The 22,152-nt window shown below is 68.5% G+C and carries 24 protein-coding genes; 12 read left to right on the top strand and 12 right to left on the bottom strand.

Annotation, left to right across the window (positions count from 1 at the left end; translation table 11 throughout):
- The first annotated feature begins 44 nt into the window (after window positions 1-44).
- Genes lptA through QFZ42_RS23050 form a run of 3 tightly spaced genes read left to right on the top strand, consistent with a single transcriptional unit; the run spans window position 45 to window position 3,165 of the window.
- A complete protein-coding gene (gene lptA, locus QFZ42_RS23060; RefSeq protein ID WP_307703194.1) occupies window positions 45-764 on the top strand; it encodes a lipopolysaccharide transport periplasmic protein LptA in 720 nt (239 codons plus the stop codon).
- Window positions 761-1,555, top strand: coding sequence for an LPS export ABC transporter ATP-binding protein (lptB, locus tag QFZ42_RS23055; RefSeq protein ID WP_307703193.1), 795 nt, complete (start codon window positions 761-763; stop codon window positions 1,553-1,555). The genes lptA and lptB overlap by 4 nt, the downstream gene beginning before the upstream one ends.
- A 17-nt stretch (window positions 1,556-1,572) precedes the next feature.
- On the top strand, window positions 1,573-3,165 hold the full coding sequence (locus QFZ42_RS23050) for an RNA polymerase factor sigma-54 (RefSeq protein WP_307703192.1): 1,593 nt from the start codon (window positions 1,573-1,575) through the stop codon (window positions 3,163-3,165).
- A gap of 29 nt (window positions 3,166-3,194) precedes the next feature.
- Here QFZ42_RS23050 and QFZ42_RS23045 read toward each other — a convergent pair whose 3' ends face one another.
- Window positions 3,195-3,836, bottom strand: a complete 642-nt coding sequence (locus tag QFZ42_RS23045) for a LysE family translocator (RefSeq protein ID WP_307703191.1) — start codon at window positions 3,834-3,836, stop codon at window positions 3,195-3,197.
- A 103-nt stretch (window positions 3,837-3,939) separates the two neighbouring features.
- Between QFZ42_RS23045 and QFZ42_RS23040 the strand changes: the two genes are divergently transcribed.
- A complete protein-coding gene (locus QFZ42_RS23040) occupies window positions 3,940-5,202 on the top strand; it encodes a THUMP domain-containing class I SAM-dependent RNA methyltransferase (protein WP_307703190.1) in 1,263 nt (420 codons plus the stop codon).
- Between the two features lie 27 nt (window positions 5,203-5,229).
- Here the strand turns inward: QFZ42_RS23040 and QFZ42_RS23035 are convergent, their stop codons facing one another.
- Entirely contained in the window at window positions 5,230-5,658 is a 429-nt protein-coding gene (locus QFZ42_RS23035; RefSeq protein WP_307703189.1) for a surface-adhesin E family protein, read from the bottom strand.
- A gap of 85 nt (window positions 5,659-5,743) precedes the next feature.
- Here QFZ42_RS23035 and QFZ42_RS23030 point away from each other — a divergent pair, with 85 nt between their 5' ends.
- Window positions 5,744-6,223 carry a putative toxin-antitoxin system toxin component, PIN family gene (locus tag QFZ42_RS23030; RefSeq protein ID WP_307703188.1) on the top strand — a complete coding sequence of 160 codons (480 nt, stop codon included), beginning with the start codon at window positions 5,744-5,746 and terminating at the stop codon, window positions 6,221-6,223.
- Here QFZ42_RS23030 and QFZ42_RS23025 read toward each other — a convergent pair.
- Together QFZ42_RS23025 and QFZ42_RS23020 are read right to left on the bottom strand one after the other, a co-directional pair.
- Entirely contained in the window at window positions 6,220-7,140 is a 921-nt protein-coding gene (locus tag QFZ42_RS23025) for a hypothetical protein (protein ID WP_307703187.1), read from the bottom strand. The two genes, QFZ42_RS23030 and QFZ42_RS23025, sit on opposite strands and share 4 nt — an antisense overlap.
- Window positions 7,137-8,834: an FMN-binding glutamate synthase family protein gene (locus QFZ42_RS23020; RefSeq protein WP_307703186.1), complete on the bottom strand. Its 1,698-nt coding sequence runs from the start codon at window positions 8,832-8,834 to the stop codon at window positions 7,137-7,139. The genes QFZ42_RS23025 and QFZ42_RS23020 overlap by 4 nt, the downstream gene beginning before the upstream one ends.
- A gap of 56 nt (window positions 8,835-8,890) precedes the next feature.
- On the opposite strand from QFZ42_RS23020, the gene QFZ42_RS23015 reads away from it, so the two are divergent.
- Both QFZ42_RS23015 and QFZ42_RS23010 read left to right on the top strand, forming a co-directional pair.
- Window positions 8,891-9,673 carry a UPF0149 family protein gene (locus QFZ42_RS23015; RefSeq protein WP_307703185.1) on the top strand — a complete coding sequence of 261 codons (783 nt, stop codon included), beginning with the start codon at window positions 8,891-8,893 and terminating at the stop codon, window positions 9,671-9,673.
- Window positions 9,674-9,719: 46 nt separating this feature from the next.
- Entirely contained in the window at window positions 9,720-10,907 is a 1,188-nt protein-coding gene (locus QFZ42_RS23010) for an MFS transporter (protein ID WP_307704292.1), read from the top strand.
- On the opposite strand, the gene QFZ42_RS23005 is transcribed toward QFZ42_RS23010, so the two are convergent.
- Genes QFZ42_RS23005 through QFZ42_RS22990 form a run of 4 tightly spaced genes read right to left on the bottom strand, consistent with a single transcriptional unit; the run spans window position 10,897 to window position 12,840 of the window.
- On the bottom strand, window positions 10,897-11,205 hold the full coding sequence (locus QFZ42_RS23005; RefSeq protein WP_307703184.1) for a GNAT family N-acetyltransferase: 309 nt from the start codon (window positions 11,203-11,205) through the stop codon (window positions 10,897-10,899). The two genes, QFZ42_RS23010 and QFZ42_RS23005, sit on opposite strands and share 11 nt — an antisense overlap.
- On the bottom strand, window positions 11,202-11,696 hold the full coding sequence (locus QFZ42_RS23000) for a nuclear transport factor 2 family protein (protein WP_307703183.1): 495 nt from the start codon (window positions 11,694-11,696) through the stop codon (window positions 11,202-11,204). The genes QFZ42_RS23005 and QFZ42_RS23000 overlap by 4 nt, the downstream gene beginning before the upstream one ends.
- 35 nt (window positions 11,697-11,731) lie before the next feature.
- Window positions 11,732-12,262 (bottom strand): CinA family protein, encoded by a 531-nt coding sequence (locus QFZ42_RS22995; RefSeq protein WP_373423364.1) that lies wholly within the window; start codon window positions 12,260-12,262, stop codon window positions 11,732-11,734.
- Window positions 12,256-12,840, bottom strand: a complete 585-nt coding sequence (locus QFZ42_RS22990; protein ID WP_307703181.1) for a phosphatidylglycerophosphatase A family protein — start codon at window positions 12,838-12,840, stop codon at window positions 12,256-12,258. Before QFZ42_RS22990 ends, QFZ42_RS22995 begins: the two co-directional genes overlap by 7 nt.
- A 133-nt stretch (window positions 12,841-12,973) precedes the next feature.
- Here QFZ42_RS22990 and QFZ42_RS22985 point away from each other — a divergent pair, with 133 nt between their 5' ends.
- Window positions 12,974-14,440: an MFS transporter gene (locus tag QFZ42_RS22985; RefSeq protein WP_307703180.1), complete on the top strand. Its 1,467-nt coding sequence runs from the start codon at window positions 12,974-12,976 to the stop codon at window positions 14,438-14,440.
- A 72-nt stretch (window positions 14,441-14,512) separates the two neighbouring features.
- Here the strand turns inward: QFZ42_RS22985 and QFZ42_RS22980 are convergent, their stop codons facing one another.
- Window positions 14,513-16,216, bottom strand: coding sequence for an FAD-dependent oxidoreductase (locus QFZ42_RS22980; RefSeq protein ID WP_307703179.1), 1,704 nt, complete (start codon window positions 16,214-16,216; stop codon window positions 14,513-14,515).
- A 20-nt stretch (window positions 16,217-16,236) separates the two neighbouring features.
- Window positions 16,237-17,256 carry a Bug family tripartite tricarboxylate transporter substrate binding protein gene (locus QFZ42_RS22975; protein WP_307703178.1) on the bottom strand — a complete coding sequence of 340 codons (1,020 nt, stop codon included), beginning with the start codon at window positions 17,254-17,256 and terminating at the stop codon, window positions 16,237-16,239.
- 100 nt (window positions 17,257-17,356) lie between these two features.
- Between QFZ42_RS22975 and QFZ42_RS22970 the strand changes: the two genes are divergently transcribed.
- Window positions 17,357-18,253: a LysR family transcriptional regulator gene (locus QFZ42_RS22970; protein ID WP_307703177.1), complete on the top strand. Its 897-nt coding sequence runs from the start codon at window positions 17,357-17,359 to the stop codon at window positions 18,251-18,253.
- Between the two features lie 76 nt (window positions 18,254-18,329).
- The gene (locus tag QFZ42_RS22965; RefSeq protein ID WP_307703176.1) at window positions 18,330-19,040 is read left to right on the top strand and encodes a DUF3053 domain-containing protein; all 711 of its coding nucleotides are present in this window, start codon (window positions 18,330-18,332) and stop codon (window positions 19,038-19,040) included.
- Here QFZ42_RS22965 and thiL read toward each other — a convergent pair whose 3' ends face one another.
- Window positions 19,041-20,000, bottom strand: a complete 960-nt coding sequence (thiL, locus tag QFZ42_RS22960; protein WP_307703175.1) for a thiamine-phosphate kinase — start codon at window positions 19,998-20,000, stop codon at window positions 19,041-19,043.
- Between the two features lie 89 nt (window positions 20,001-20,089).
- On the opposite strand from thiL, the gene QFZ42_RS22955 reads away from it, so the two are divergent.
- Window positions 20,090-20,326 (top strand): hypothetical protein, encoded by a 237-nt coding sequence (locus QFZ42_RS22955; RefSeq protein ID WP_307703174.1) that lies wholly within the window; start codon window positions 20,090-20,092, stop codon window positions 20,324-20,326.
- 102 nt (window positions 20,327-20,428) lie between these two features.
- On the opposite strand, the gene QFZ42_RS22950 is transcribed toward QFZ42_RS22955, so the two are convergent.
- Window positions 20,429-21,055, bottom strand: coding sequence for an isochorismatase family protein (locus QFZ42_RS22950; protein WP_307703173.1), 627 nt, complete (start codon window positions 21,053-21,055; stop codon window positions 20,429-20,431).
- A 105-nt stretch (window positions 21,056-21,160) separates the two neighbouring features.
- Here QFZ42_RS22950 and QFZ42_RS22945 point away from each other — a divergent pair, with 105 nt between their 5' ends.
- On the top strand, window positions 21,161-22,138 hold the full coding sequence (locus QFZ42_RS22945) for a helix-turn-helix domain-containing protein (RefSeq protein WP_307703172.1): 978 nt from the start codon (window positions 21,161-21,163) through the stop codon (window positions 22,136-22,138).
- The last annotated feature ends 14 nt before the right edge of the window (window positions 22,139-22,152 follow it).

The raw sequence follows: 22,152 nt of genomic DNA, 5'->3' as shown, positions 1-22,152 counted from the left end.
GACGCGATCCGCCGCATACAATGCAGAGCAAGTTTCGTGCCTCTATGACATTGCACTCCTATACCCACACCACCCCCCTTCTTCGTCGCATCGGCCGGTTGGCCATCGGCGCGCTGTTGCTGGCCGGCCTCGCCTCGGGTGCTCTGGCCGAAACCGCCGACCGCAGCAAGCCGATGAACATCGAGTCGGACGCCATGCGCTACGACGACCTGAAGCAGACCAGCGTGTTCACCGGGAACGTGCTGGTCACGAAGGGCACCATCATCATCCGCGGTGCACGCATCGACGTGCGCCAGGACGCCGAGGGCTACCAGTACGGCGTGGTCACGGCGGCGCCGGGCAAGCGGGCCTATTACAAGCAGAAGCGCAATGCGCCCGACGAGTGGATCGAGGGCGAGTCGGAAGTCATCGAGTACGACAGCCGCGCCGACAACGTCAAGTTCATCCGCAACGCCGTCATGCGCCGCCTGCTCGGTGCCACCCCGAACGACGAAAGCAGCGGCGCGCTCATCGTCTACGACCAGAGCAACGACACCTACACGGTCAACGGTTCCACCGTGCCGCCGAACACCGGGGTGAATGCGCCTTCGGGCGGACGCGTCAGGACCATCCTCACGCCCAAATCCGCAACGGCGCCCGTGCCCGGCGCTCCCGCACCTGCCGCCGGCGCACGGCCCGCGCCGGCAGCGCCCCAGCCGGCGCCCGGAGCCGGCCTGCGCCCGAGCACCACACTCAGCGACAGCGAAGGGGAAGGGCGCAAGTGATCGAAACCGCCGGAACCCAGAACGCCGACGGCACGCCGGGCAGCCGCCTGGTGGTGCGCGGCCTGCAAAAAAGCTACGGCAGCCGCAAGGTCGTCAAGGATGTCTCGCTCAACGTGCAGAAGGGCGAGGTGGTCGGGTTGCTCGGCCCCAACGGCGCCGGCAAGACCACGTCGTTCTACATGATCGTGGGCCTGGTGCGGGCCGATGCGGGCGAGATCACCATCGACGGCGAACCCATTGCGCACATGCCGATTCACCGGCGCGCCCGCATGGGCCTGAGCTACCTGCCGCAGGAAGCCTCGATCTTCCGCAAGCTCACGGTGGAAGAAAACGTGCGCGCCGTGCTCGAGCTCCAGCGCGAGCCCGACGGCAACGGCAAGCCCGCGCCGCTGACCAAGCAGCGCATCGAGGAGCGCCTGTCCGGGCTGCTGGCCGACCTGCGGGTGGACCACCTTCGCGATTCCCCCGCGCTCGCGCTTTCGGGCGGCGAACGGCGCCGGGTCGAAATTGCCCGCGCGCTCGCCACGCAGCCGCGCTTCATCCTGCTGGACGAGCCCTTTGCCGGTATCGACCCCATCGCGGTGATCGAAATCCAGCGGATCATCAGCTTTCTGAAGGAACGCGGCATCGGCGTGCTCATTACCGATCACAACGTGCGTGAAACGCTGGGCATCTGCGATCACGCGTTCATCATCAGCGACGGGCATGTGCTGGCACAAGGCACGCCCTCGGAGATCGTCGACAACGCCGAGGTACGCAGGGTGTACCTGGGCGAGCACTTCCGGATGTAAGGGAGGAGTCGGTCTCCATGAAGCAAGGGCTGTCCCTTCGCGTTTCGCAGCATCTGGCGCTCACGCCCCAGCTGCAGCAGTCGATCCGGCTGCTGCAGCTTTCCACGCTCGAACTGAGCCAGGAGGTCGAGCAGATGCTCGACGAGAACCCGTTTCTCGAACGCACCGCGGAAGAAGCGGCGCGTGAGGAATTCGGGCTTGACGCCGTCGATACGCCGGTACCGCGCGACGAGGCCGGTGAGGCGGCCGAGGGCGAGTTCGCCTCGGCCCCCCTCAGCAGCGCGACGACCGCTTCCAGCGAAACCTCCTCCACGGCCGAGGCCGACGTTCCGGCGGCCGATGCCGCCGAGCGCGAGCCCGACTGGGAAGGCGACGGCACCGTCGACATGGCGCCCGACGACAGCGAATGGGGCAGCGATGCCCCGGCGCGGCAAAACAACCTGGGCGACGACGAACGCGCCGACGCCACCGAGCTCGCGCGCAGCCAGGAGTCGCTGCAGTCCTTTCTGCACCGACAGGCCCTGAGCCTGCGCCTGAACGAAAACGACTGCGCCGCGCTGCGCTTCCTGATCGAATCGCTCAACGACGACGGCTACCTCGAAGATTCGCTGCCGGCGCTGGCCTCGGGCCTCGCGGGCGACGACAACGACCAGTTCGACGAACTGGTGCATCACTTCCAGGTGGCACTCGGCCTGTTGCAGAGCCTGGAGCCGGCCGGCGTCGGCGCGCGCGACCTCGGCGAATGCCTGAGCATTCAGCTGCGCGCGCTGGCCAGCGACAGCGAGACCGAGGAACAGGCCCTCGTCCGCAAGACCGCCATTGCCATCTGCAAGCAGCCGATGGAACTGCTCGCGCGGCGCGACTTCAAGCGCCTGGCCACGCTCACGCGCACCAACGAAGACCTGGTGCGCTCGGCGCTGCAGGTCATCTCGCGCCTCGAGCCCAAGCCGGGCCGCCGTTTCGTCGATGTCGAGCGCAACATCGTGATTCCCGACGTCATCGTCACCAAGATCGGCCGCGGCACCAACGTCAAGTTCCGCGTCATGCTCAACCCCGAGGTGATGCCGCGCCTGCGCGTGCACGACATCTACGCCGGTGCGCTCAAGTCGCACAAGGGCGAGGGCAGCCAGGCGCTGTCGCAGCGGCTGCAGGAGGCGCGCTGGTTCATCAAGAACATCCAGCAGCGCTTCGACACCATCCTGCGCGTGAGCAATGCCATCGTCGAGCGGCAGAAGAGCTACTTCGTGCACGGCGAGCTCGCGATGCGCCCGCTGGTGCTGCGCGAAATTGCCGACGAACTCGGGCTGCACGAATCGACCATCTCGCGCGTGACCACGGCCAAGTACATGTCCACGCCGTTCGGCACGGTCGAGCTCAAGTATTTCTTCGGCTCGGCGCTCGGCACCGAAACCGGCGGCAACGCCTCGAGCACCGCGGTGCGCGCGCTGATCAAGCAGTTCGTGAGCTCCGAGAGCATCAAGAAGCCGCTGTCGGACAGCCAGATTTCCGAGATGCTGAAAGAGCAGGGCATCGAGTGCGCGCGGCGCACCGTGGCCAAGTACCGCGAGGCGCTGCGCATCGCACCGGCGAACCTGCGCAAGGCCTTGTAGGCCGAACCTTATAAGCCGGACGGTGCCCCTCAGCCGCCCCGCACGCCCGACAGCAGCTTGATGCCCAGCAGCACCATCACGCCGCCCGCCGCGCGGTCGATCCAGGCCTTGTAGCGCAGGTAGGCCGACCGCGGCGCCGCCGACGAGAGCGCCAGCGCGACGATCGAATACCAGCCCGTCTCGATGCAGAAGATCACGGCCGGCACCGCAAGCGCCAGCGCCAGCGGCACATCGCGCGGCATGAACGCCGCGAAGATGCTGGCGTACACGACGGCGGTTTTGGGGTTGCTGACCTGCGTGCCCATGCCCAGCAGAAACGCGCGCCATCCGTTGCCGCGGCTGCCGGCCGGGCCCTGTTCCTGCGCGACGGGCAGCGGCTCGCGCGCGCCGCGCCAGATGCGGATGCCCAGGTGGACGAGGTAGGCGCCGCCGAGCAGCTTCACAGCGAGGTACAGCGCGGGAACCGCGAGGAACGCCGCTTGCAACCCCACGAGCGCGGCGATTGCAAACACGAGGCCACCGGCGCCCATGCCCAGTGCCGCGGCCAGCCCGTCGCCGCGCGACGAGGAGACGGCGGTGCGCGCGACCATGACGAAGCTCGGGCCGGGGCTCATGGCGCCGACGATCATCGCGCCCGCAATGCCCAGGAGTGGAACCGTGATGTCGTTCATGAATTCGATGGCTGTAGGTTGATTCGGTCCACTATATAGAGCCGCGCGGCGAGGGCGGCGACAATGGCAACCCCAGCCGGCCGATGATGATGGCGAACCCCTTGTGAACGATCTTTCTCTTTTTCTGCCTTGCGCCGCCGGCGTCGAGGAACTCCTTGCGCAGGAAGTCCATGCGCTGACGGGCCGCGTCGGGCAAGACCTGCTCACGCTGCGTGGCGGCGTGCGGGTGCGCGCCGAATGGCGCGATGCGCTCAAGCTCAACCTGCACAGCCGGCTCGCGCAGCGCGTGCTGGTCGAGGTGGCCCATGCGCCCTACCGCAGCGAAAACGACCTGTACGCCATCGCGAACGGCGTGGCCTGGGAGATCTGGTTCACGCCGAAGCAGACCTTCAAGATCGAGACCACGGCGCAGCACAGCCCGCTGCAGAGCCTGAATTTCGCCACGCTGCGCATCAAGGATGCCATTGCCGACCGCTTTCGCGCCAAGGCCAACGGCGTGCGCCCGAGCATCGAAACGCAGTGGCCCGACTGCCGCGTGTTTGCGCACCTGACCACCGACCACTGCACGCTGTACATCGATACCTCGGGCGAACCGCTCTTCAAGCGCGGCTGGCGGCAGGACAAGGGCGATGCGCCGCTGAAGGAAACCCTGGCCGCCGCGATGCTGGCCGCCAGCGGCTGGTGGAACCCCGAAACCGGCGCGGTGGCCGACGAGCCGCTGTACGACCCGTGCTGCGGCAGCGGCACCATCGCCATCGAGGCGGCGCAGATTGCGCGCGGCATCCCGGCCGGATGGCTGCGGCGCTTCGGCTTCGAGAAGCTGCTGCCGTTCCAGGCGCATGTCTGGGACGCCATCAGGAAAGAAGCCGAGTCCGCGGCAACTGCGCGAGACGTCGCCATCTTCGGCTCCGACGTTTCGCACCGCATGGTCGACTTTGCCGAACGCAACGCGGAGCGCGCCGGCGTCGCCGACGCCATCGAATTCCGCGGCGGCGATGCACTGCAGCGCATGCCGCCGGCCGAGGGCGGCGTCATCATGCTCAACCCGCCGTACGGCGAGCGGATCGAAGTAGGCGGTGTCGCACGCTTCGGCGCCCGCGAGGCCGCGCAGACGCCCGGCAACGGGGAGCCGCGCGGCGAAGGCAGTGAGAACGGCGAAAGCGGCGACGGTGGCGAGTTCTTTCCGCAGCTCGCCACGCACTGGAAGAAGAACTACGCGGGCTGGACCGCCTGGGTGCTCACGCCCGACCTGAAGCTGCCCAAGCAGATGCGGCTCAAGGAATCGCGCCGCGTGCCGATGTGGAACGGGCCCATCGAATGCCGGCTGTTCCGCTTCGACATGGTGGCCGGCTCGGCCAGGAAGTAGCGCTTCGCGGCTTCGGCTCTTCAGCGGCTACTTGGTGCTGGTGCCGACGCTGCACGCAGCGTTCACCGTTCTGGCCGCCAGGTCGCCCGGCGCGCCGGCGAAGTTCATCGGCCGGACATCGGCTTCCTCGAACGCCCGCACCGCGATGGGCTCGCCGACGAAATTCGGCTGCTCGAAGTAGGTGGCACTCACGTAGCGCGCGCTGCGGGCTTCGCAATCGACACTCGCCTGCGCGATGAACGAGCGGAACTTGATTCCGTCGCGGCTGGTGCGGGCCTCCGCGAGGCTGAGGCGCACCGCCATGAGCCGCTTGGTTCCGTTCACCACCACGCTGGTCGGATCAACCTGCACGTAGCTGTTGGCCGCTTCGCCGGGCGAGCCTGTCAGCGTGAGCCACTCGGCCCGGGCCAGCGGACCGGCGAGCAAGGCGAGGAACAGCAGTGAAATTCGTTTCATCGGAGATTTCGAAGGGGACTGCGCACGAACCTGATGTAGCCGATTGTGACGGCGCCGCGATGCTTTCAGCGCGAGCCGAGTCCGCATGGTGCAACATCGGGGTATTCCAAACGCACAAATTTCCTTTCAAGAAGCGGCCAGCGCCGCGTCCGGCGCTTTCGTCGTCATCGACACCAACGTCGCGCTCGACTTGCTGGTGTTCGACAACCCCGATTGCCTGCCGCTGGCCGCCGCCCTTGCCGCCAGCGAGCTGCGCTGGCTCGCGACCGCCTCCATGCGCGACGAACTGGCGCGGGTGCTCGGCTACCCGCTCATCGCGGCCCGCCTGGCGCGCAGGAACCTGGCGCCGCAAAGTGTGCTGGCGGCCTTCGACGACCGCGTGCACCTGGTCGCCGAAACGCCGCCGCGCGCCCCGTGCGTCTGCAAGGACCCGGACGACCAGGTCTTCATCGACCTGGCGGTCGCCCGGCGCGCACGGCTGCTCAGCAAGGACCAGGCGGTGCTGACGATGCGCAAGCGGCTCGCCGCGCAGGGCGTGGTGGTGCAGGCGGTGCTGGCGCTCTAGCGACGGGCGGAAGAAGCCGCCCCGGCACCGTGCCACCGCCCCAGGAGCCGCGCCACCGCGCGCACGCGCTGCGTGTCGCGGCCCCAGCGCCGGCTGGCCGGCAGGCGCTGCGCCCAGGTCATGCGCCGGGCCGCCTCGGCGATGCGCGCGCGAACTTCCGCGCTGACCTCGGCCAGCGCGGCGTGCCAATGCACACCGGCAGTTTCCGGCGCGGCCGCTTCCAGCATCATGGCCGTGGAGTGCAGGTAGCTGAGCCAGTCGCGCGCCTGGCACTCGGCCAGCGTCATGACTTCGGCGGGGTCGTCCTCGAAGTCGATGTAGCCGATGACCCCGTCGGGGCACTGCACCAGGTTGCGGTCGAAGGCCTGGCTCAGGTGCTGGCCGTGCACGTGCACTTTGGCAATCGCGGCCAGCCCGTCTCGCCAGACGGCCAGCAGCGCGGCCGGCCCGGCCGCGGCGGCCTGGTCGAGTTTTTCTTGCAGCACGACCGTGTGGCGGCCGCTTTGGCCCAGGTCGGAAATCAGCAGCCCGTCGGGCTGTTGCGCCAGCACCGCGGGCACGCGCAGGCCGGCGGCCGCCAGTTGCCGGAGGCGCCGGGCCTCCGTAGCGATGGCGGCCTCGCCGCCCGGATTGGGCACCGGCTTGATGATGTCCAGCCGCGCCATGCGCGCGACCGCCGCCATCACGCGGTAGCCCCACTTGCCATGGCGCGGACCGGCTTTCTTGAGCCAGACGCGCTCGCTGCCCAGGCGATGGCTGGCCACGTTCTTCTGCTGCTTCGGCAAGGTGGTGCGCAGGAATTCGGCGTAGTCGCCCGGCGCCGGCACGAACGGCTGCGCGTCCAGGGGCGCGGGCGCGGAGGCCGCACCCTTGGCGCTCTGGAGCCGCGCCGAAGCGCCGCGTCGCAAGGGGTTCATGCGGCGAGCGCGAGACTCGACACCAGGCCGTGCGGACCCTGTGTCACGGGCTGGAAGCTCTCGGCGCTGGCCAGCGGCCAGTAGGTTCGGAACACGTTGTGCTGCTTGTCGAGCGGGCCGAGAAGGGCGCCCGGCTGCACCTGCATCACCAGGTTGCTCAAGAGGCGCACCTCGGTGTCGGAAATGCGCCGCACGATGTGGTGCGCGGTGATCTGCTGCGGATGGTCGAGCCCGGCGGCCTGCACCAGCTCCTGCAGCGCATGCAGGGTGCTGCGGTGGAAGTTGCGCACGCGGTCGGCCTTGGTCGGCACCACCAGCGCCTGCTGGCGCACCGGGTCCTGCGTGGTCACGCCCGTGGGGCAATGGCCGGTGTGGCAGCTTTGCGCCTGGATGCAGCCCAGCGCCATCATGAAGCCGCGCGCCGCGTTGCACCAGTCGGCGCCCAGGGCCATCATGCGCGCCACGTCGAACGCCGTGATCACCTTGCCGGCGCAGCCCAGCTTGATGCGGTGGCGCAGGTTCACGCCGATGAGCGTGTTGTGCACCAGCAGCAGGCCTTCCTGCAGCGGCGCGCCCACGTGGTCGCTGAACTCGACCGGCGCGGCGCCCGTGCCGCCCTCGGCACCGTCGACCACGATGAAGTCGGGCGTGATGCCGGTCGCCTGCATGGCCTTGACGATGGCGAACCACTCCCACGGATGGCCGAGGCAGAACTTGAAGCCGGTCGGCTTGCCGCCCGAAAGCTCGCGCAGCCTGGCGATGAAATGCATCATCTCGATCGGCGTTCCGAACGCGCTGTGCGACGAGGGCGACACGCAGTCCACGCCCACCCGCACGCCGCGCGCGGCCGCGATCTCGGGCGTGACTTTGGGCGCGGGCAGCACGCCGCCGTGCCCGGGCTTGGCGCCCTGGCTCAGCTTGATCTCGATCATCTTGACCTGCGGATCACGCGCGTTGGCGCTGAAGCGCTCGGCGTTGAAGCTGCCGTCGTCGTTGCGGCAGCCGAAATAGCCCGAGCCGATTTCCCAGATCAGGTCGCCGCCGTGCACACGGTGGTGCTGCGAAATCGAGCCCTCGCCGGTGTCATGCGCAAAGCCGCCCATCTTCGCGCCCTGGTTGAGCGCAAGGATCGCGTTGGCCGAGAGCGCGCCGAAGCTCATGGCCGAGATGTTGAACACGCTCGCGCTGTACGGCTGGGTACAGACCTGCGCCGGGTTGGCCTCCGCCGGCTGCGGCGTGCCGCCGATCACGATCCGGAAATCGTGGTTCTCAAGCTTGGTCGGCTGCATCGAGTGGTTGATCCACTCGTAGCCCGCAATGGTCACATTGAGCTGCGTGCCGAAAGGGCGGTTGTCGGGTTCGCCCTTGGCGCGCTGGTACACCAGCGAGCGCTGCGCGCGCGAGAAAGGCGCCGCCTCGGAATCGCTCTCGATGAAGTACTGGCGCATTTCCGGCCGGATGAACTCCAGCAGAAAGCGCAAATGTCCGATGACCGGGTAGTTGCGCAGGATGGCGTGGCGCGTCTGCCGCAAGTCGTGCACGCCGGTTGCGCTGAGCGCCGCAAAAACCGCCAGCGCCACCCAGGCGGCCCACAGGTGCGGGGACACCAGCACGGCAGCCAGGCTGGCCGCCAGGCCCGCCACGCACAGCGCAAAGGCGCTGTAACGCGCCGGAAACGGAATAATCGTGGACATGGAAATGAAGTGACTCCGGAGCCTGCTGCATCATAGAGGGCTGCCCCGAACTTGCCATGATGACCACCAACGACACCCCCCAGGCCGCAGCGGCCGCTTCCGCCCCCCTCGGCCCCGACGATTTCGACGCGCTCGACCAGGCGCTCGACGCCATGCGCGAGCACGACGAGGAAATTCCCCAGTGGGAGTTCTGCGAAGGCTTCATGGCCGCGCTGATCTGCACCCGCCGGCCCATCGAGCCTGCCGAATACTGGCCCGTGCTGCTGGGCGAGAGCTTCGTGCCGGCCCAGCACATGGAATTCGTCTGGAACTGGAAGCGCCGCTGGCTCGAAATCGAAGAAGGCCTGGACGCCGACGTGCAGTCGCTCGAAGACGAGCGCAGCTGGCAGCCTGAAGTGCTCGACACCCGAGGCGCCATTGCCTCGCTGCCCGAAGAAGAGCGCGCCGAGATCGAGGGCGAGGAAATCCCTTCGTTCGCGCAGGTCTGGGCGCTGGGCTTCATGTACGCGGTCGAGAACTGGCCCGAAGACTGGGCCGCGCCGCGCGACAAGGAAGCCGCACAGATGCTCGACGACGCGCTCGACAACATCGTGGCGCTCACCGAAGACGACAAGGCCAAGCCCACGCTCTCGATGTTCAGCGACGACGCCCCGCCGAGCGTCAGCCAGCAGCGGCTGGACGATTTCGGCGCCGCCATCTGGGCCGTGTACGACCTGCGCCAGCTCTGGAAGAGCCTGGGCCCGAAGGTCGAGACGATCCGCAAGGAAGCGACGCCTGGCCGCAACGATCCGTGTCCCTGCGGCAGCGGAAAGAAATACAAGAAGTGCCACGGTGCCTAGCAGCGGCTGCGCCCCCGCACCGCTGACGCCACGCGCCGCGTGGGTCATGGTGCTGGCGCTTTGCGCCGGGGTGGCGTTGAGCCAGGCGTTCCGAACGGTGGGCGCCATCATGGCGAGCCCGCTGCAGACCGATTTCAGGCTGTCGGCCCAGGCGCTCGGCATTTTCTCGGGCGCTTTCCATTTCGCCTTCGGCGCGATGCAGCTCTTCATGGGCATCGGCATCGACCTGCACGGCGTGCGGCGCACGGTGCTCGTCGCGTTTCCGGTCGCCATTGCGGGTGCGCTGCTCTCGGCGGTGTCGCCGACCTATGGGGTCCTCGTGGCAGGGCAGGCGCTGATCGGCATCGGCTGCGCGCCGGCCTTCCTGGTGTGCACCGTGTTCATCGCGCGGCACTTCCCTGCGGCGCGCTTTGCCACGGTTTCAGGCCTGGTGCTCGCCATCGGCGGGTTCGGCATGCTGGCCACCGGCACCCCGCTCGCATGGCTGGTGCAAGCGTATTCATGGCGCGCGGGTTTTCTGGTGCTGGCCGCGGCCTCGGCGCTGGCGTGGCTCGCCATCTGGCGCTGGGTGCACGAGCCCGTGTCGGCCGTGCCGAAGGCGAATGAATCCATTCCCGAGGCCATCCGCCAGTTCGGCGCGCTGCTCGCCATGCCGCACACGCTCGGCATCGTCGTGCTTGGCGCGGTGACGTATGCCGCTTTCATTTCGCTGCGCGGGCTCTGGCTCGGGCCACTCATGATGGAACGCCACGGCTATTCACTGGTGCAGAGCGGCAATGTCGCGCTGGCGGTGTCGGTGATCTCGCTGTTCGGTGCGCCGCTGTTCGGCCGCCTCGACCGCGACGGCGCCGCGCGGCGCCGCTGGATCGTGATCTGCGCGCTGGGCTATGCCGGCCTGTTCGCGCTCATCGCCTTCACGCACTCGGCCTGGCTGGACATCGGCGGCATGGTGCTGATCGGCATGCTCTCGGGCTTCATCGTCTGGCAATACGCCGACGTGCGCGTGGCCTACCCGGTCACGCTCACGGGCCGCGCCATGGCGGTCTTCACCATGGCGATGTTCCTCGGCGTCGCGCTCATGCAGTGGGGCACCGGCGTCGCGGCATCGGTGGCCGCGGCGCATGGCGGCGATCCGCTCACCGCTGTGCTGGGTACCATCGCCGCGCTGCTGGTGCTGGGCGTCGCGGCCTTCGCGTGGTTGCCCGCGCCGAAGGCCGGCACCCTCAGATCTTGAACGCGCGCTGAATATCGGGCCGGACCAGGTCCGCGTATTCGCGGTGCTTGCGGATGTAGCCCGCAATGAACTGGCACACCGGGATCACGTGCAGCCCGCGGGCGCGCGCATCGTCGAGCACGTGCCTGGCGAGCGCCGAGCCGATGCCCTTGCCTTCGTTTTCGGGCAGCACCTCGGTGTGCGTGAACATGATCGCGTCGGTCAGCAGGTTGTATTCGGCAAAGCCGGCCAGCCGTCCGTCCGTCGCCGCTTCATAGCGGTGCTGCGCTTCGTTGTTGGTGAGGTTGATGTCGCTCATGGTTGGCGGGCAAGAAAGTTGGCGAGATTGGTGGCGGCGGTTTTGCGCACCTTGTTGCGCAGTATCGGTGTCCAGCCGAGCAGCAGGCCCGGCGTACCGAGCGCCTGGCGTGCCCAGGTCCAGAAGGAGAAGCTGTCGCGGTGCGTCTTGATCAGGCCCTCGGGCGTGAAGGCGAAGCGCGCCTCGACGCTGTTGTCCACGATGCGGCCGGTGGCGCTGAAGCGGTAGTGCGCATCCCAATGCGCCTGGCCGGCGGTGGCGTCGGCCTGCACGTCGCTGCAGGCGAGCTTCCAGACGTCGGCGCCCTTGCCGCGCGTGGCGGTGCAGAGCATCTTCCACATGCCGCCCACCTCGCGCTGCCCGCGCAGGGAGAAGACCTCGTCGTCGAAGACCGCATCGGGCGCATAGCAGGCCGCCATGGTGTCGGCGTCGAGCCGGGCGAAGGCGTCGTAGAAGCGCTGGATGGTTTCGGTGTTGGTGTTTTTGTTCATTCGTTTTCCTGGCGGGGAGTATGCGGCGGCCGACGTCAGGCTTGCAGCAAATGCGCCAGTGTCTGCAGCGCGTAGTGCACTGTCGCCGCGCGCACCGCGGCGCGGTCGCCGTCGAAGCGCCGACGCTCGGTGCGGATCTGTCCGTCGATTGACCAGCCGAACCAGACAGTGCCGACCGGCTTCTCGGGGCTACCGCCCGTGGGGCCGGCCACGCCGGTCACTGCCACGGCGACGCGGGCCGCCGAGTGCGCGATGGCCCCCGCGGCCATGGCGCGCGCCACGGCCTCGCTGACCGCGCCGTGGGTTTCGATCAGCGCCGCGTCGACACCCAGCAGTTCGGTCTTGGCCGCGTTCGAGTAGGTGACGAAGCCGCGCTCGAACCAGGCACTCGAGCCGGCCAGTTCGGTGCACGCGCCGGCAATGAGCCCGCCGGTGCAGCTTTCGGCCGTGGCGAGCATCCAGCCTTTTTTCAGCAGCAGTCCGGCCGTGGCCGCGACAAGGCCGGACGTGCCCGGGTCCGCAAGAAGGTTCGACGATGGGATCGAAGGTTCCATGAGGTTCACCATGCGCGCCACAGCGCAATGACCAGCAGCGTGCAGAACGCCGCCACGAGGTCGTCGAGGATGATGCCGAAGCCTGCGCGCCACCAACGAACCTCGGCGGCATCGCGTGGCTTGAACAGCGCGTCCGCCCAGCCCACCGGCCCCGGCTTGGCGGCATCGAAGAAGCGGAACAGCCCGAATGCCACCGCCTGTGCGAGCAGGCCGGCCGGCGTGACCAGCCAGAGCACGATCCAGAAGGCGACCACTTCGTCCCACACGATGCTCCCCGGGTCGGCCACGCCCATGTGGCGCGCCGTCACGCTGCAGGCCCACCAGCCGATGGGCAGCGAGGCCAGGATCACCCAGCCGATGGTGGCGGGCGTGAACCACAGCTGCATGACCGCAAAGGCAGCCCAGGCCCAGAGCGTGCCGACCGTGCCGGGCGCCACGCGCGGCAGCCCCGAACCGAAGCCCAGGGCAATGAAATGCGCCGGGTGCGACAGCAGGAAGGCCTTGGTGGGCCGGCGCGGCGCGCCCTGCGGAGCAGGGCCGGCGGACGATGAAGAAGGAGAAGAAGAAGGAGGCGGAGGAACGGCTTGCATCAGGCAGCAGTGTCGCGCATCCGCGGCCATGCCGATGCCCCTATTTATCAAAGTGTTGTCTTGTTTAATTCACGAGTGCGGCCTAGGATCCGGCCTTGCTTCGACATTTCCTGCTTCCTCCGGACACCTACCCATGCCTGCCGCACCTACCTCCACCGCCGATTCCGGTTCGCCAATTTCCAACCCATCCACTGCGGCCTGGAGCGATCTGTTCCGCGGCCGCAACGGCTGGCGCGCGCTGGCGCTGACCGGGGGCGTCGCGCTCCACGCGGTCAATGTGCACATCGTGACCACCGTGCTGCCCTCGGTGGTGAATGAAATCGGCGGGCTCGGCTGGTACGCGTGGAGCACCACGTTGTTCGTGGTGGGGTCGATCGTCGGCGCCACGCTCTCGGTGCGTTCGCTCGCCGGGCTGGGGCCGCGCGGTGCATGCCTGGCGGCGCTGGCGGCATTCACCGCGGGCTCGATCGCGTGCGCCTTGGCACCGGCCATGCCCTGGCTGCTCGCGGGCCGCACGGTGCAGGGGGTGGGCGGCGGCCTGCTCGCGGCGCTGAGCTATGCGCTGATCCAGCGGGTGTTCGCGCCGCGGCTGTGGCCGCGTGGGGTGGCCATGGTGTCGGGCATGTGGGGCGTGGCCACGCTCTGCGGGCCGGCGGTGGGCGGCCTGTTCGCGCAGGCGGGGCATTGGCGCTGGGCCTTCTGGTCGCTGCTGCCGCTGGCGGCGCTGCAGGCGCTGCTGGTGGCCGTGCAGCTGCGGCCCGCCGCCGGCGTGCGGCATGTGCGCCCTGCCAGCATGCCGCGCATTCCCGCGGCGCAGATCGGCCTCTTGGCGGCCTCGGTGCTGATGATCGCGGCGAGCGAATTCGGGCCCACGCTGGCCTGGCAGGCGGTGGGCGTCGCGCTGGGGCTGGGGCTCGGCGTGGCGGCCACCCGGATCGACGGACGCGCCGCGGTGCGGTTGCTGCCGACCGGCGCCTACACGGTGAGCGCGCCGATGGGCGCCATCTATGCCGGCGTGGTGCTGATGATGATCGGCACCACCACCGAAATCTTCGTGCCGTACTTCCTGCAGCTGCTGCACGGCCATTCGCCGTTGTCGGCAGGCTACCTCACGGCGGCCATGGCCGGCGGCTGGAGCGCGGGTTCGCTGCTGTCGTCCGGGCGCAGCGGCGCGGGCGCCGACCGCATGCTGCGCGCCGGGCCGGTGGCCTGCACGCTGGGGCTGGTGGCGCTGGCCGTGCTGTTGCCGGGGCATGGCGGGTTTGCCGCCGGCGTCGAAACGCCGCTGGTCGCCATCGCGCTGGGAGCGGTCGGCCTGGGCGTGGGGATCGGCTGGCCGCACCTCGTCACGCGCGTGATGTCGCTCGCGCCTCCGGGGCAAGAAGGGCTGGCGTCGGCCTCGATCACGACCGTGCAGCTCTACGGCCTGGCCGTGGGCGCGGCAGTGGCGGGGCTGGTCGCCAACGCAGCCGGGCTCGCTGCACCTGGCGGCGCGGCCGGCGCGCGCTCTGCCGCCGCCTGGCTGTTCGCGAGCTTTGCGCTCGCGCCGGCATTGGCGGCATGGCTGATCGCCCGCTTCGCGGCCGCGCGGCATCGGTGAAATCGGTGAAGAAGGCGGGCACGATGCGCCCGAGCCCGGTTCGGGCCATCGCGCCGCTCCCCTGCGCCACCCCTACGCCATCACGCCTTCCCATCTCAGCAGCCGCCTGCGGCCCTGCAGATGCCGCCGCTCGCCGCGCAGCTGCGCCACCAGCTCGTACGCATCGGGCGGCACATAGGCGCCGCGCCAGGCCACGTGCTGGTCGGCGCGGCACAGCACCAGGCGGTGCATGTACGCGGGCGGGACTTCCGCCGCGTCGATGTCGACCACGGCGAGCGGCATGTCGTAGGCGCGCGCCGCGCGCTCGAGCGCCGAGACATCCGCGCTGCGGTCGAAGCGCAGCAGCGTGTAGCCCGGTCCGAAAGCGTCGTAGAGCGAACGGCCGTCGGTCAGCCAGAAATGCGGCGCGCGGCAGCCCGGGACGGTCGAAGGCGTGAAGCCGCCCATCGAATAGGCCGGCGGCGTGTGCTCGCCATCGGCAACGATGATCGGCGAGCCGGTATAGAAGTAGCCGAAGTTCAGGCCCGCGCAGCAGAACTGCTGCACGTTGAGGTCGTAGGCCTCGCGTCCGATCTCCGCGCGCAGCGCATCACCCTCGGGGCCGGGCGCCTCGAGGTCCTGCGGCACGGCGCGTCGCGCGCGGATCATCTTCTGCGCATGGTCCATCGCGAAGTTCGACACCTGCTCGGTGATCGGCAGGCGCTCGGCTTCGTACGCATCGAGAATGCCGTCGTCGCCCCATCCCTGCACGCAGGCCGCGAGCAGCCACGAGAGATTGAGCGCATCGGCAATGCCCGCGTTCATGCCGTATCCCGCATAGGGCACCCACAGGTGCGCCGCGTCGCCCGCGAGGAACACGCGGCCTTCGCGAAAGCGGTTGGCCACGAGGCGGCGCCCCACCCAGTCTTCCTTGCTGATGATCTCGTAAGAAAAATCGGGACCGACGCCGAGGATTTCACGCAATGACCGGTCGCGGTCGACAGAATCGAACTCGGGCTCTTCGGCGTTGAGGTGGTTGTGCACCAGCCAGGTTTCCTGCCCGTCGATGGCAAACATCGTGCCGCAGCGGCGCGGGTTCATCGCGTAGTACGACCACGCGGGCTTGCCCGGGATCAGCGCGCGCAGTTCTGGCGCGCGAATGAAGGTCGACTGCACGCGCTGGATCACGGCCGTGCCCTCGAGCGTTGCGCCGATCTGCTTGCGCACCATGGAGCTGCCGCCGTCGCAGCCGACCATGTAGCGGCAGCGGATGTGGCGCGTCGCGTGGCTGTCGAGATCGGTGGCGGTAGCGGACACGCCGTCGCAGTCCTGCGTGAACGCGGTGACCTGGCTTCGGTTGAGCAACTGCACGCCGGGAAGCGCCGCCGTGTGCCTGAGCAGAATCGGCTCCAGGTAGATCTGGTTGATGCGGTGCGGCGGCTCGGGCGTGGGCCACCACGCGTCGGGCCCCTCGGTTTCGGTGTAGCGGTCGCGCCGGCACGGAATCGGAATGCGCGCGAGCTCCATGCCCGTTGCGCTGGTGCGGAACACCACGTCGTTGGGATGGTCGGCGGGCAGCCCCGCGTCGCGCAGCTTCTCTGCCACGCCGAGACGGCGGAACTGCTCCATGGTGCGCGAGGACACGTGGTTGCACTTCACGCTCGGCGGCTCGGCGAAGCGGCGGGTTTCGCAAAGGATCACCGAGACGCCGTGCGAGGCCAGGTCCATCGCCAGCGTGAGGCCCACCGGGCCGGCACCGACGATCAGCACGTCGGCGGCAAGGGTCTTGTCTGTCATGGCTTCTCGAAACTTTTTTTTCAGTCGAGCTTGATGCGGGCGTCCTGGATCACCTGGGCCCACTTCTTCGTTTCGCTGCGGATGTAGGCATCGAAGCCCTCCGGCGTGCCCGGCGCGGGTTCCACGCCGAGGTTGCGCATCGCCGTCAGGTTCTGCTCGTCCGCCAATGCGGCGTTGATCTCGGCGTTGAGCCGTGCCACCACGGCCGCCGGCGTGCCCGCGGGCGCCACCACGCCGAACCACCCGGTCGAGTCGTAGCCGGGCAGCCCGGCCTCGGCCACCGTGGGCACGTCGGGCAGCGTGGCAAGCCGCTGCGGGCTGGTCACCGCGAAGGCGACCAGCTTGCCGGCCTTGATCTGCTGCAGCGACGAAGGCAGGTCGACCACCGCGAGCGGGACCTGGCCCGCCAATGCGTCGAGCGCCGCCGGCCCCGAGCCGCGGTAGGGCACTTCCACCAGCTTGATGCCGGCCATCTGCGAGAACAGCGCCGCCGAGAGGTGCATGGCCGTGCCGTTGCCGCCATGGCCGATGGAGAGTGAACCCGGCTTTGCCTTGGCAAGTGCAATCAGTTCGCGCTGCGTCTTTGCGGCCACAGAAGGGTGGCCGACGATCACGAACGGAATGGCCGCGAGCATGCCCACCGGCTTGAAGTCTTTCAGCGGATCGAAGGGCATCTGCGGATACAGGCTGGTGTTGGCCGACAGCGCGCCAGCTGCGCCCACGCCCAGCGTGTAGCCGTCGCCGGGCGCCTTCGCCACCAGCGAAAGGCCCACGTTGCCGCCGGCCCCGGGCCGGTTGTCCACCACCACCTGCTGGCCGAGCTTCTCGTTCATTCGCGGCACCAGCATGCGCACCACGCCGTCGGCGCTGCCGCCGGGCGGAAAGGTCACCACCATGCGGATCGGTTTGTTCGGGAAGTCGGCGGCCCGGGCCTGCGTTTGTGCGTGGGCGGTGCCGGCCAGAAGTGCGCAAGCCGCGGTCAGCAGCAGCGCCAGCAGCCGGCGAAATGCGATCGCCCGGTGGGCCATCGTTGCAGTCATCGAATCGCTCCTTGAATATGGTTTTTGTTTGATGCGAATTGGACGATGCCAGCATTTATCCGTAAATCAAGGAATTCCGAATCAAATATCATGTTTTCTAATGAATGCGAACTTCAGTCCTACGCTCCGCCAACTGCGTGCATTTCTCGCGGTGTACCAACTGCGCCAGCTCAGTGCGGCCGCGCAAAGGCTGTTCGTGACGCAGTCGGCGGTGAGCATGCTGATCCGTCAGTTGGAAGAGGGACTGGGCACGCGTTTGTTCGACCGCACCACGCGCTCGCTCAAGCCCACCGCCGCGGCGGAAGAAATGCTCGCCACGGTCGAGCGCGTGCTGCGCGATGTCGATTCGCTCTCGGCCGACTTCCGTGAACTGGCGACGCTCGAGCGCGGCCGCGTGACGCTGGCCATCACGCCGACGCTCGCCTCGCTGCTGCTGCCCGATGCCATGCGCGTGTTCGCCGAGCAGCACCCCAAGGTGCGCGTGCTGGTGAACGACTGCGCGCCGGACCAGTTCATTTCGCGCATCCTCGGCGAACACGTGGACTTCGGCATCGGCACGCCCGAGCGTCCCGGCGCCGAGGTCGAGACGCAGCGCCTGATGCGCGACCATCTCGCGCTGGTATGCCGCGCCGACCATCCGCTGGCCAAGGCCCGCGTGGTCCGCTGGACCGATCTCGGGCGCCACCCCGTCATCACCATTCGGCCGGGCTACGGCGTGCGGCCGCTCATCGACGGCACCGCGGCCGAGGCCGGTGTGGTGCTCGACGTGGTCAACGAGGTGTCGTTCCTTTCAACGGCGCTGTGGATGACCGCCGCCGGCATGGGCCCGTCGATCATGCCCTCGGCCTTCGCGCGAGCCGCGAACGATCCGTCGCTGGTGATCAAGCTGCTCAGCGCGCCGCGCGTGGCGCGCGACATCTCGGTGGTCACCAAGCGCGGGCATTCGCTGTCGGCGGCGGCGCGCAGCTTCATCGACGTGCTGAAGAAATCGCTGTAGGCCTTTTGCATGCCCCGCCAGCTGGTTGGGCCATCGTATGCTTGGCGGCCCATTCAAGCGCGAAAGCCTGTTCATCATGAAGAAAAACCTGGTTCGTTTCAACGCGTTGTGCCTGTGCCTCGCATTCGGTGTCCTGCTCGCGGCCTGCGGCAACAAGGAGGCCGAGCAGCGCACCGCGTTCATCGGCTTCCTGCAGACCCGCGTGCTCGACAAGCCGGGCCTGCGCGTGCCCACGCCCACGGCCGACGAGAAAGCCTCGTTCGGCGACTATGCGCAGCACTATGCGGTGATTGCCGACTTCAACGAGGGTATGAACAAGTCCGTCAGCCAGCCGATGGGCCAGGTGATGGCCAAGGGCGCGCTGCGCTCCATTGCCGACCTCGCATCGCGGCGCGACGACCTCAAGGCCGCGAAAGAGGGCCTTGGCGGTTTGCGCACCGCGCTCGACCAGGAGCTGGCCAAGGCCGACGCGGCGCATGCCAAGCTCAAGCAGCCCGACGACCTGAAGCAGGTCTACGACAAGGCCTATGAAAAGACCGTGTCGGCACCGGCGGCCACCTTCAAGGAGGTGTTCCCCGCGCTCGACACGGTGTTCGTCGGCGCGCTCGCGGTGGGCGACTACATCGAGCAGAACAAGTCGAAGATCCAGGTCTCGGGCTCGACCGTGACCGTGACCGACCCGGCGGTGCAGGCGCAGCTCAACAAGATGCTGCAGGACCTCAACGGCCATTCGCAGGCCATCAATGCCGCCCAGGCAAAGATGCAGACAATGATCCGCGGATCCTGATCAGACGAAGTGGTCGAACGAGCCGAATTGCTGCGCAACCGGTGAGCCGCTCGCGTCCACGATGCGCAGGCCCGCTTCGGCATCGATGCGGCCGATGCGCGTCACGCGCGTGGCACTCACCTTGCCGGCTTGCTCGACCGCGGCGCGCGCTGAGGGCGCCGCGGTAAAAACCAGTTCGTAGTCGTCGCCGCCCGAGAGCGCGCAGGTGCGCAGCGTTTCGGTGCCCAGGCCGGGCGTGCCCGCCGCGGCCACCACGCTTGTCGCCGCGTCCACGTCGAGCGTGGCACCCACCCGGCTCGATGCCAGGATGTGGCCCAGGTCGCCGACGAGGCCGTCGCTCACATCCACGGCCGCCGAGGCGGTGCCGCGCAGCGCCTGGCCCAGCGCCATGCGCGGCGTGGGTTGCTCCATGCGCAGCCGTGCCTGCTCGAACACATCGGCGGGCAATGCGAGCGTGCCGCGAAACACCTCGAGCGCCAGCCGTGCGTCGCCCAGCGTGCCGCTGACCCAGACGTCGTCGCCGGGGCGTGCGCCCGAGCGCAGCAGCGCCGCGCCGGCCGGCACTTCGCCGAACACGGTGATGCAGATGTTGAGCGGGCCGCGCGTGGTGTCGCCGCCCACGAGCTCGCAGCCGTGTTCGTCGGCCAGCGCGAAGAGGCCGCGCGAAAAGCCTTCGAGCCACGGCTCGTCGACGCCGGGCAGCGCGAGCGCGAGCGTGAAGGCCAGCGGCCTGGCGCCGCATGCGGCGAGATCGCTGAGGTTCACCGCCAGCGCCTTGTGGCCGAGCCGCGCCGCATCGACCGTCGAGAGAAAGTGCCGGCCTTCGACCAGCATGTCGGACGACACGGCGAGCTGCATGCCCGGTGCGGGCGCGAGCAAGGCGCAGTCGTCGCCCACGCCGAGCGGAGAGCGCCTGGCGGGGCGTTTGAAGTAGCGTGCGATCAGGTCGAATTCACCCATGGGGCGAGCATAAGCGCTGCGGCATCAAAAGGCGGCTTGCCCGAGCTCGCGTGCTCCGGCTAGAGTCGAGCAAAAGAGGGGGGTCATTCATGTCTCTGACGTTCGGCTCATTCGTGCTGCTTTCCGGTCTCGCACTCGCGTTTGCAGCGCAAGTCGGCATCGCTCTGCACGCTTTCACGGGAAACCCGGTCAAAGGGCTTCTTTGTTTGTTCGTGCCGCTCTATATCTACGTTTATGCAAGACGGCACAAGGTGGGCGTCTGGATGATGCGGTTTTGGTATCTGGGCATTGCGATCTTCCTGGTCGGCGCCACGCTCGTCTCGTGAACGGGTCGAGCCACCAAACCTGTGATCAATGGGAGACAGTCCGCTCATCAGCAGGAGTCGACGTGGTTTGTCTCGGTCACCGTGCGCATCGCACGGCGGTGCTCACCCCCGCGCGCGGCGGTTCGACATCAGCACGTTGTCCTTCTCGATCGCCTGGCCGGCCTGCAGGGCGGCAATCCATGCGTCGGTGCTCGTCACGGCTGCGAAATTGCTGTGGAACACGACGCTGAAGACGCGGTGGATTTCCTCGGCGCTGACATGGCCGGCCGCGTTCGAATACGGCAGCGCCCCGGTCGCGTCCGAAAGAAATTCCACGTTCAGCCCGCGGTGCATGGCCTCGAACACGGTCGACGCATCGCAGTTCTGGGTCATGTAGCCGGCCACGCTCAGCGTATCGATCTCATGGCGCGCGAGCCAGTCGGCGAAGTCGGTGCCGGTGAAGACGCTGGGAAACGCCTTGGTGATCAGGTGGTCGCGCGGACGCTTGGCAATTTCGGGATGCAGCTCGCCGTTGTGCGTGTCGGCCTGGAACACCGGCGCTCCCTTGGGCGCGTGATGGCGAACCACCACCACGGGCGTGCCGGCCGCGCGGGCTGCGTCCATGGCCTTGGCGATGTTCGGCAGCGATTGTTCGACGGGCGGATATTCGATCGGCAGGCCGCCGCCTTCGAAATACTCGTTCTGCACGTCGATCACGACGAGGGCGCGGCGCGGTGCGGGGTTGCTCATGATTTGTTGGCTCCGTGGATGCAAGTGGTTTCGATGGCCTGATTCTTCTCGTTCTCGATCTCGGGAGAAAGTGGCCCGAAAGCCATTCATCGATAAAATCGGGCCATGGCCAGAAAACCCGCGGAAACCATTGCAGTCGTCGCCTTCGACGGCATCAGTCCCTTTCACCTGTCGGTGCCGTGCATGGTCTTCGGCGAAGACCGCACGGAGGCTGGCGATTCGCGTTTTCGCTTGCTGGTGTGCGGCGTCGAACCGGGCCCGCTGCAAACCAATGCCGGCTTCACGCTGACCGTGCCGCATGGCCTCGAAGCCATCCGCCGGGCGCAGATCGTGGTCGTTCCCTCATGGCGCGACGACAGGCGGCCCGCGCCGCCCGTGCTGATCCGCGCGTTGCAGGCGGCCCATCGGCGCGGCGCCATCGTGGTCGGGCTGTGCCTGGGCGCGTTCGTGCTGGCCGAAGCGGGCCTGCTCGACGGCCGGCCCGCCACCACGCACTGGAACCTGGCCGAAGCCTTCGCTCGGCAATATCCGAAAGTGACGCTGAAGCCCGAGGTGCTGTATGTCGACGGCGGCGACGTGCTCACCTCCGCCGGCACGGCCGCGGGCATCGACTGCTGCCTGCATCTGCTGCGGGTGCGCTACGGCGCCGAAGCGGCGAACCGGGCGGCGCGGCGCATGGTCGTTGCGCCGCACCGCGAAGGCGGGCAGGCGCAATACATCGAGCGGCCGGTGCCGGCAGCCGCCGAGAGCGACCGCCTCGCGCCGCTGCTCGAATGGCTGGGCCGCCACCTGCACAGTCCGCACGAGCTGGACAGCCTGGCCCAACGCGCGCTGATGAGCCGGCGCACCTTCACGCGGCGCTTTCGCGAAGCCACGGGCACCACGGTCGGCCAATGGCTGCAGAACCAGCGCCTGGCGCTCGCCCAGCGGCTGCTGGAGACCACGGGCCGGCCGGTCGAGCGGGTGGCCACCGACGCGGGCTTCGGCTCGGCGGTATCGCTGCGCAAGCACTTCGTCGCGGCGTTCAAGACCTCGCCCACGGCCTACCGCAGGCAGTTTTCGCAGAAGGCCGTGGCCGCCTGAGCGGCCGCGGAAGG

The sequence above is a fragment of the Variovorax paradoxus genome (assembly GCF_030815855.1).
In the GTDB taxonomy this organism is placed as follows: domain Bacteria; phylum Pseudomonadota; class Gammaproteobacteria; order Burkholderiales; family Burkholderiaceae_C; genus Variovorax; species Variovorax paradoxus_M.
The sequence above is the reverse complement of the archived record's forward strand: the minus strand, read 5'-3'. Positions and strand labels throughout refer to the sequence as shown.

What these genes read in the sequence shown, in the direction of transcription:
- QFZ42_RS22955 (WP_307703174.1), top strand. Translation starts at nt 20,090, where the DNA reads ATGTCTCTGACGTTCGGCTCATTCGTGCTGCTTTCCGGTCTCGCACTC.
- QFZ42_RS22970 (WP_307703177.1), top strand. Translation starts at nt 17,357, where the DNA reads ATGAATGCGAACTTCAGTCCTACGCTCCGCCAACTGCGTGCATTTCTC.
- QFZ42_RS23050 (WP_307703192.1), top strand. Translation starts at nt 1,573, where the DNA reads ATGAAGCAAGGGCTGTCCCTTCGCGTTTCGCAGCATCTGGCGCTCACG.
- lptA (WP_307703194.1), top strand. Translation starts at nt 45, where the DNA reads ATGACATTGCACTCCTATACCCACACCACCCCCCTTCTTCGTCGCATC.
- thiL (WP_307703175.1), bottom strand. Translation starts at nt 20,000, where the DNA reads ATGGGTGAATTCGACCTGATCGCACGCTACTTCAAACGCCCCGCCAGG.
- QFZ42_RS23010 (WP_307704292.1), top strand. Translation starts at nt 9,720, where the DNA reads ATGGTGCTGGCGCTTTGCGCCGGGGTGGCGTTGAGCCAGGCGTTCCGA.
- QFZ42_RS23005 (WP_307703184.1), bottom strand. Translation starts at nt 11,205, where the DNA reads ATGAGCGACATCAACCTCACCAACAACGAAGCGCAGCACCGCTATGAA.
- QFZ42_RS23015 (WP_307703185.1), top strand. Translation starts at nt 8,891, where the DNA reads ATGATGACCACCAACGACACCCCCCAGGCCGCAGCGGCCGCTTCCGCC.
- QFZ42_RS22945 (WP_307703172.1), top strand. Translation starts at nt 21,161, where the DNA reads ATGGCCAGAAAACCCGCGGAAACCATTGCAGTCGTCGCCTTCGACGGC.
- QFZ42_RS22985 (WP_307703180.1), top strand. Translation starts at nt 12,974, where the DNA reads ATGCCTGCCGCACCTACCTCCACCGCCGATTCCGGTTCGCCAATTTCC.
- QFZ42_RS23030 (WP_307703188.1), top strand. Translation starts at nt 5,744, where the DNA reads ATGGTGCAACATCGGGGTATTCCAAACGCACAAATTTCCTTTCAAGAA.
- QFZ42_RS22980 (WP_307703179.1), bottom strand. Translation starts at nt 16,216, where the DNA reads ATGACAGACAAGACCCTTGCCGCCGACGTGCTGATCGTCGGTGCCGGC.
- QFZ42_RS23025 (WP_307703187.1), bottom strand. Translation starts at nt 7,140, where the DNA reads ATGAACCCCTTGCGACGCGGCGCTTCGGCGCGGCTCCAGAGCGCCAAG.
- QFZ42_RS22995 (WP_373423364.1), bottom strand. Translation starts at nt 12,262, where the DNA reads ATGGTGAACCTCATGGAACCTTCGATCCCATCGTCGAACCTTCTTGCG.
- QFZ42_RS23020 (WP_307703186.1), bottom strand. Translation starts at nt 8,834, where the DNA reads ATGTCCACGATTATTCCGTTTCCGGCGCGTTACAGCGCCTTTGCGCTG.
- QFZ42_RS23045 (WP_307703191.1), bottom strand. Translation starts at nt 3,836, where the DNA reads ATGAACGACATCACGGTTCCACTCCTGGGCATTGCGGGCGCGATGATC.
- QFZ42_RS22965 (WP_307703176.1), top strand. Translation starts at nt 18,330, where the DNA reads ATGAAGAAAAACCTGGTTCGTTTCAACGCGTTGTGCCTGTGCCTCGCA.
- QFZ42_RS23000 (WP_307703183.1), bottom strand. Translation starts at nt 11,696, where the DNA reads ATGAACAAAAACACCAACACCGAAACCATCCAGCGCTTCTACGACGCC.
- QFZ42_RS22990 (WP_307703181.1), bottom strand. Translation starts at nt 12,840, where the DNA reads ATGCAAGCCGTTCCTCCGCCTCCTTCTTCTTCTCCTTCTTCATCGTCC.
- QFZ42_RS23035 (WP_307703189.1), bottom strand. Translation starts at nt 5,658, where the DNA reads ATGAAACGAATTTCACTGCTGTTCCTCGCCTTGCTCGCCGGTCCGCTG.
- QFZ42_RS22975 (WP_307703178.1), bottom strand. Translation starts at nt 17,256, where the DNA reads ATGACTGCAACGATGGCCCACCGGGCGATCGCATTTCGCCGGCTGCTG.
- QFZ42_RS22950 (WP_307703173.1), bottom strand. Translation starts at nt 21,055, where the DNA reads ATGAGCAACCCCGCACCGCGCCGCGCCCTCGTCGTGATCGACGTGCAG.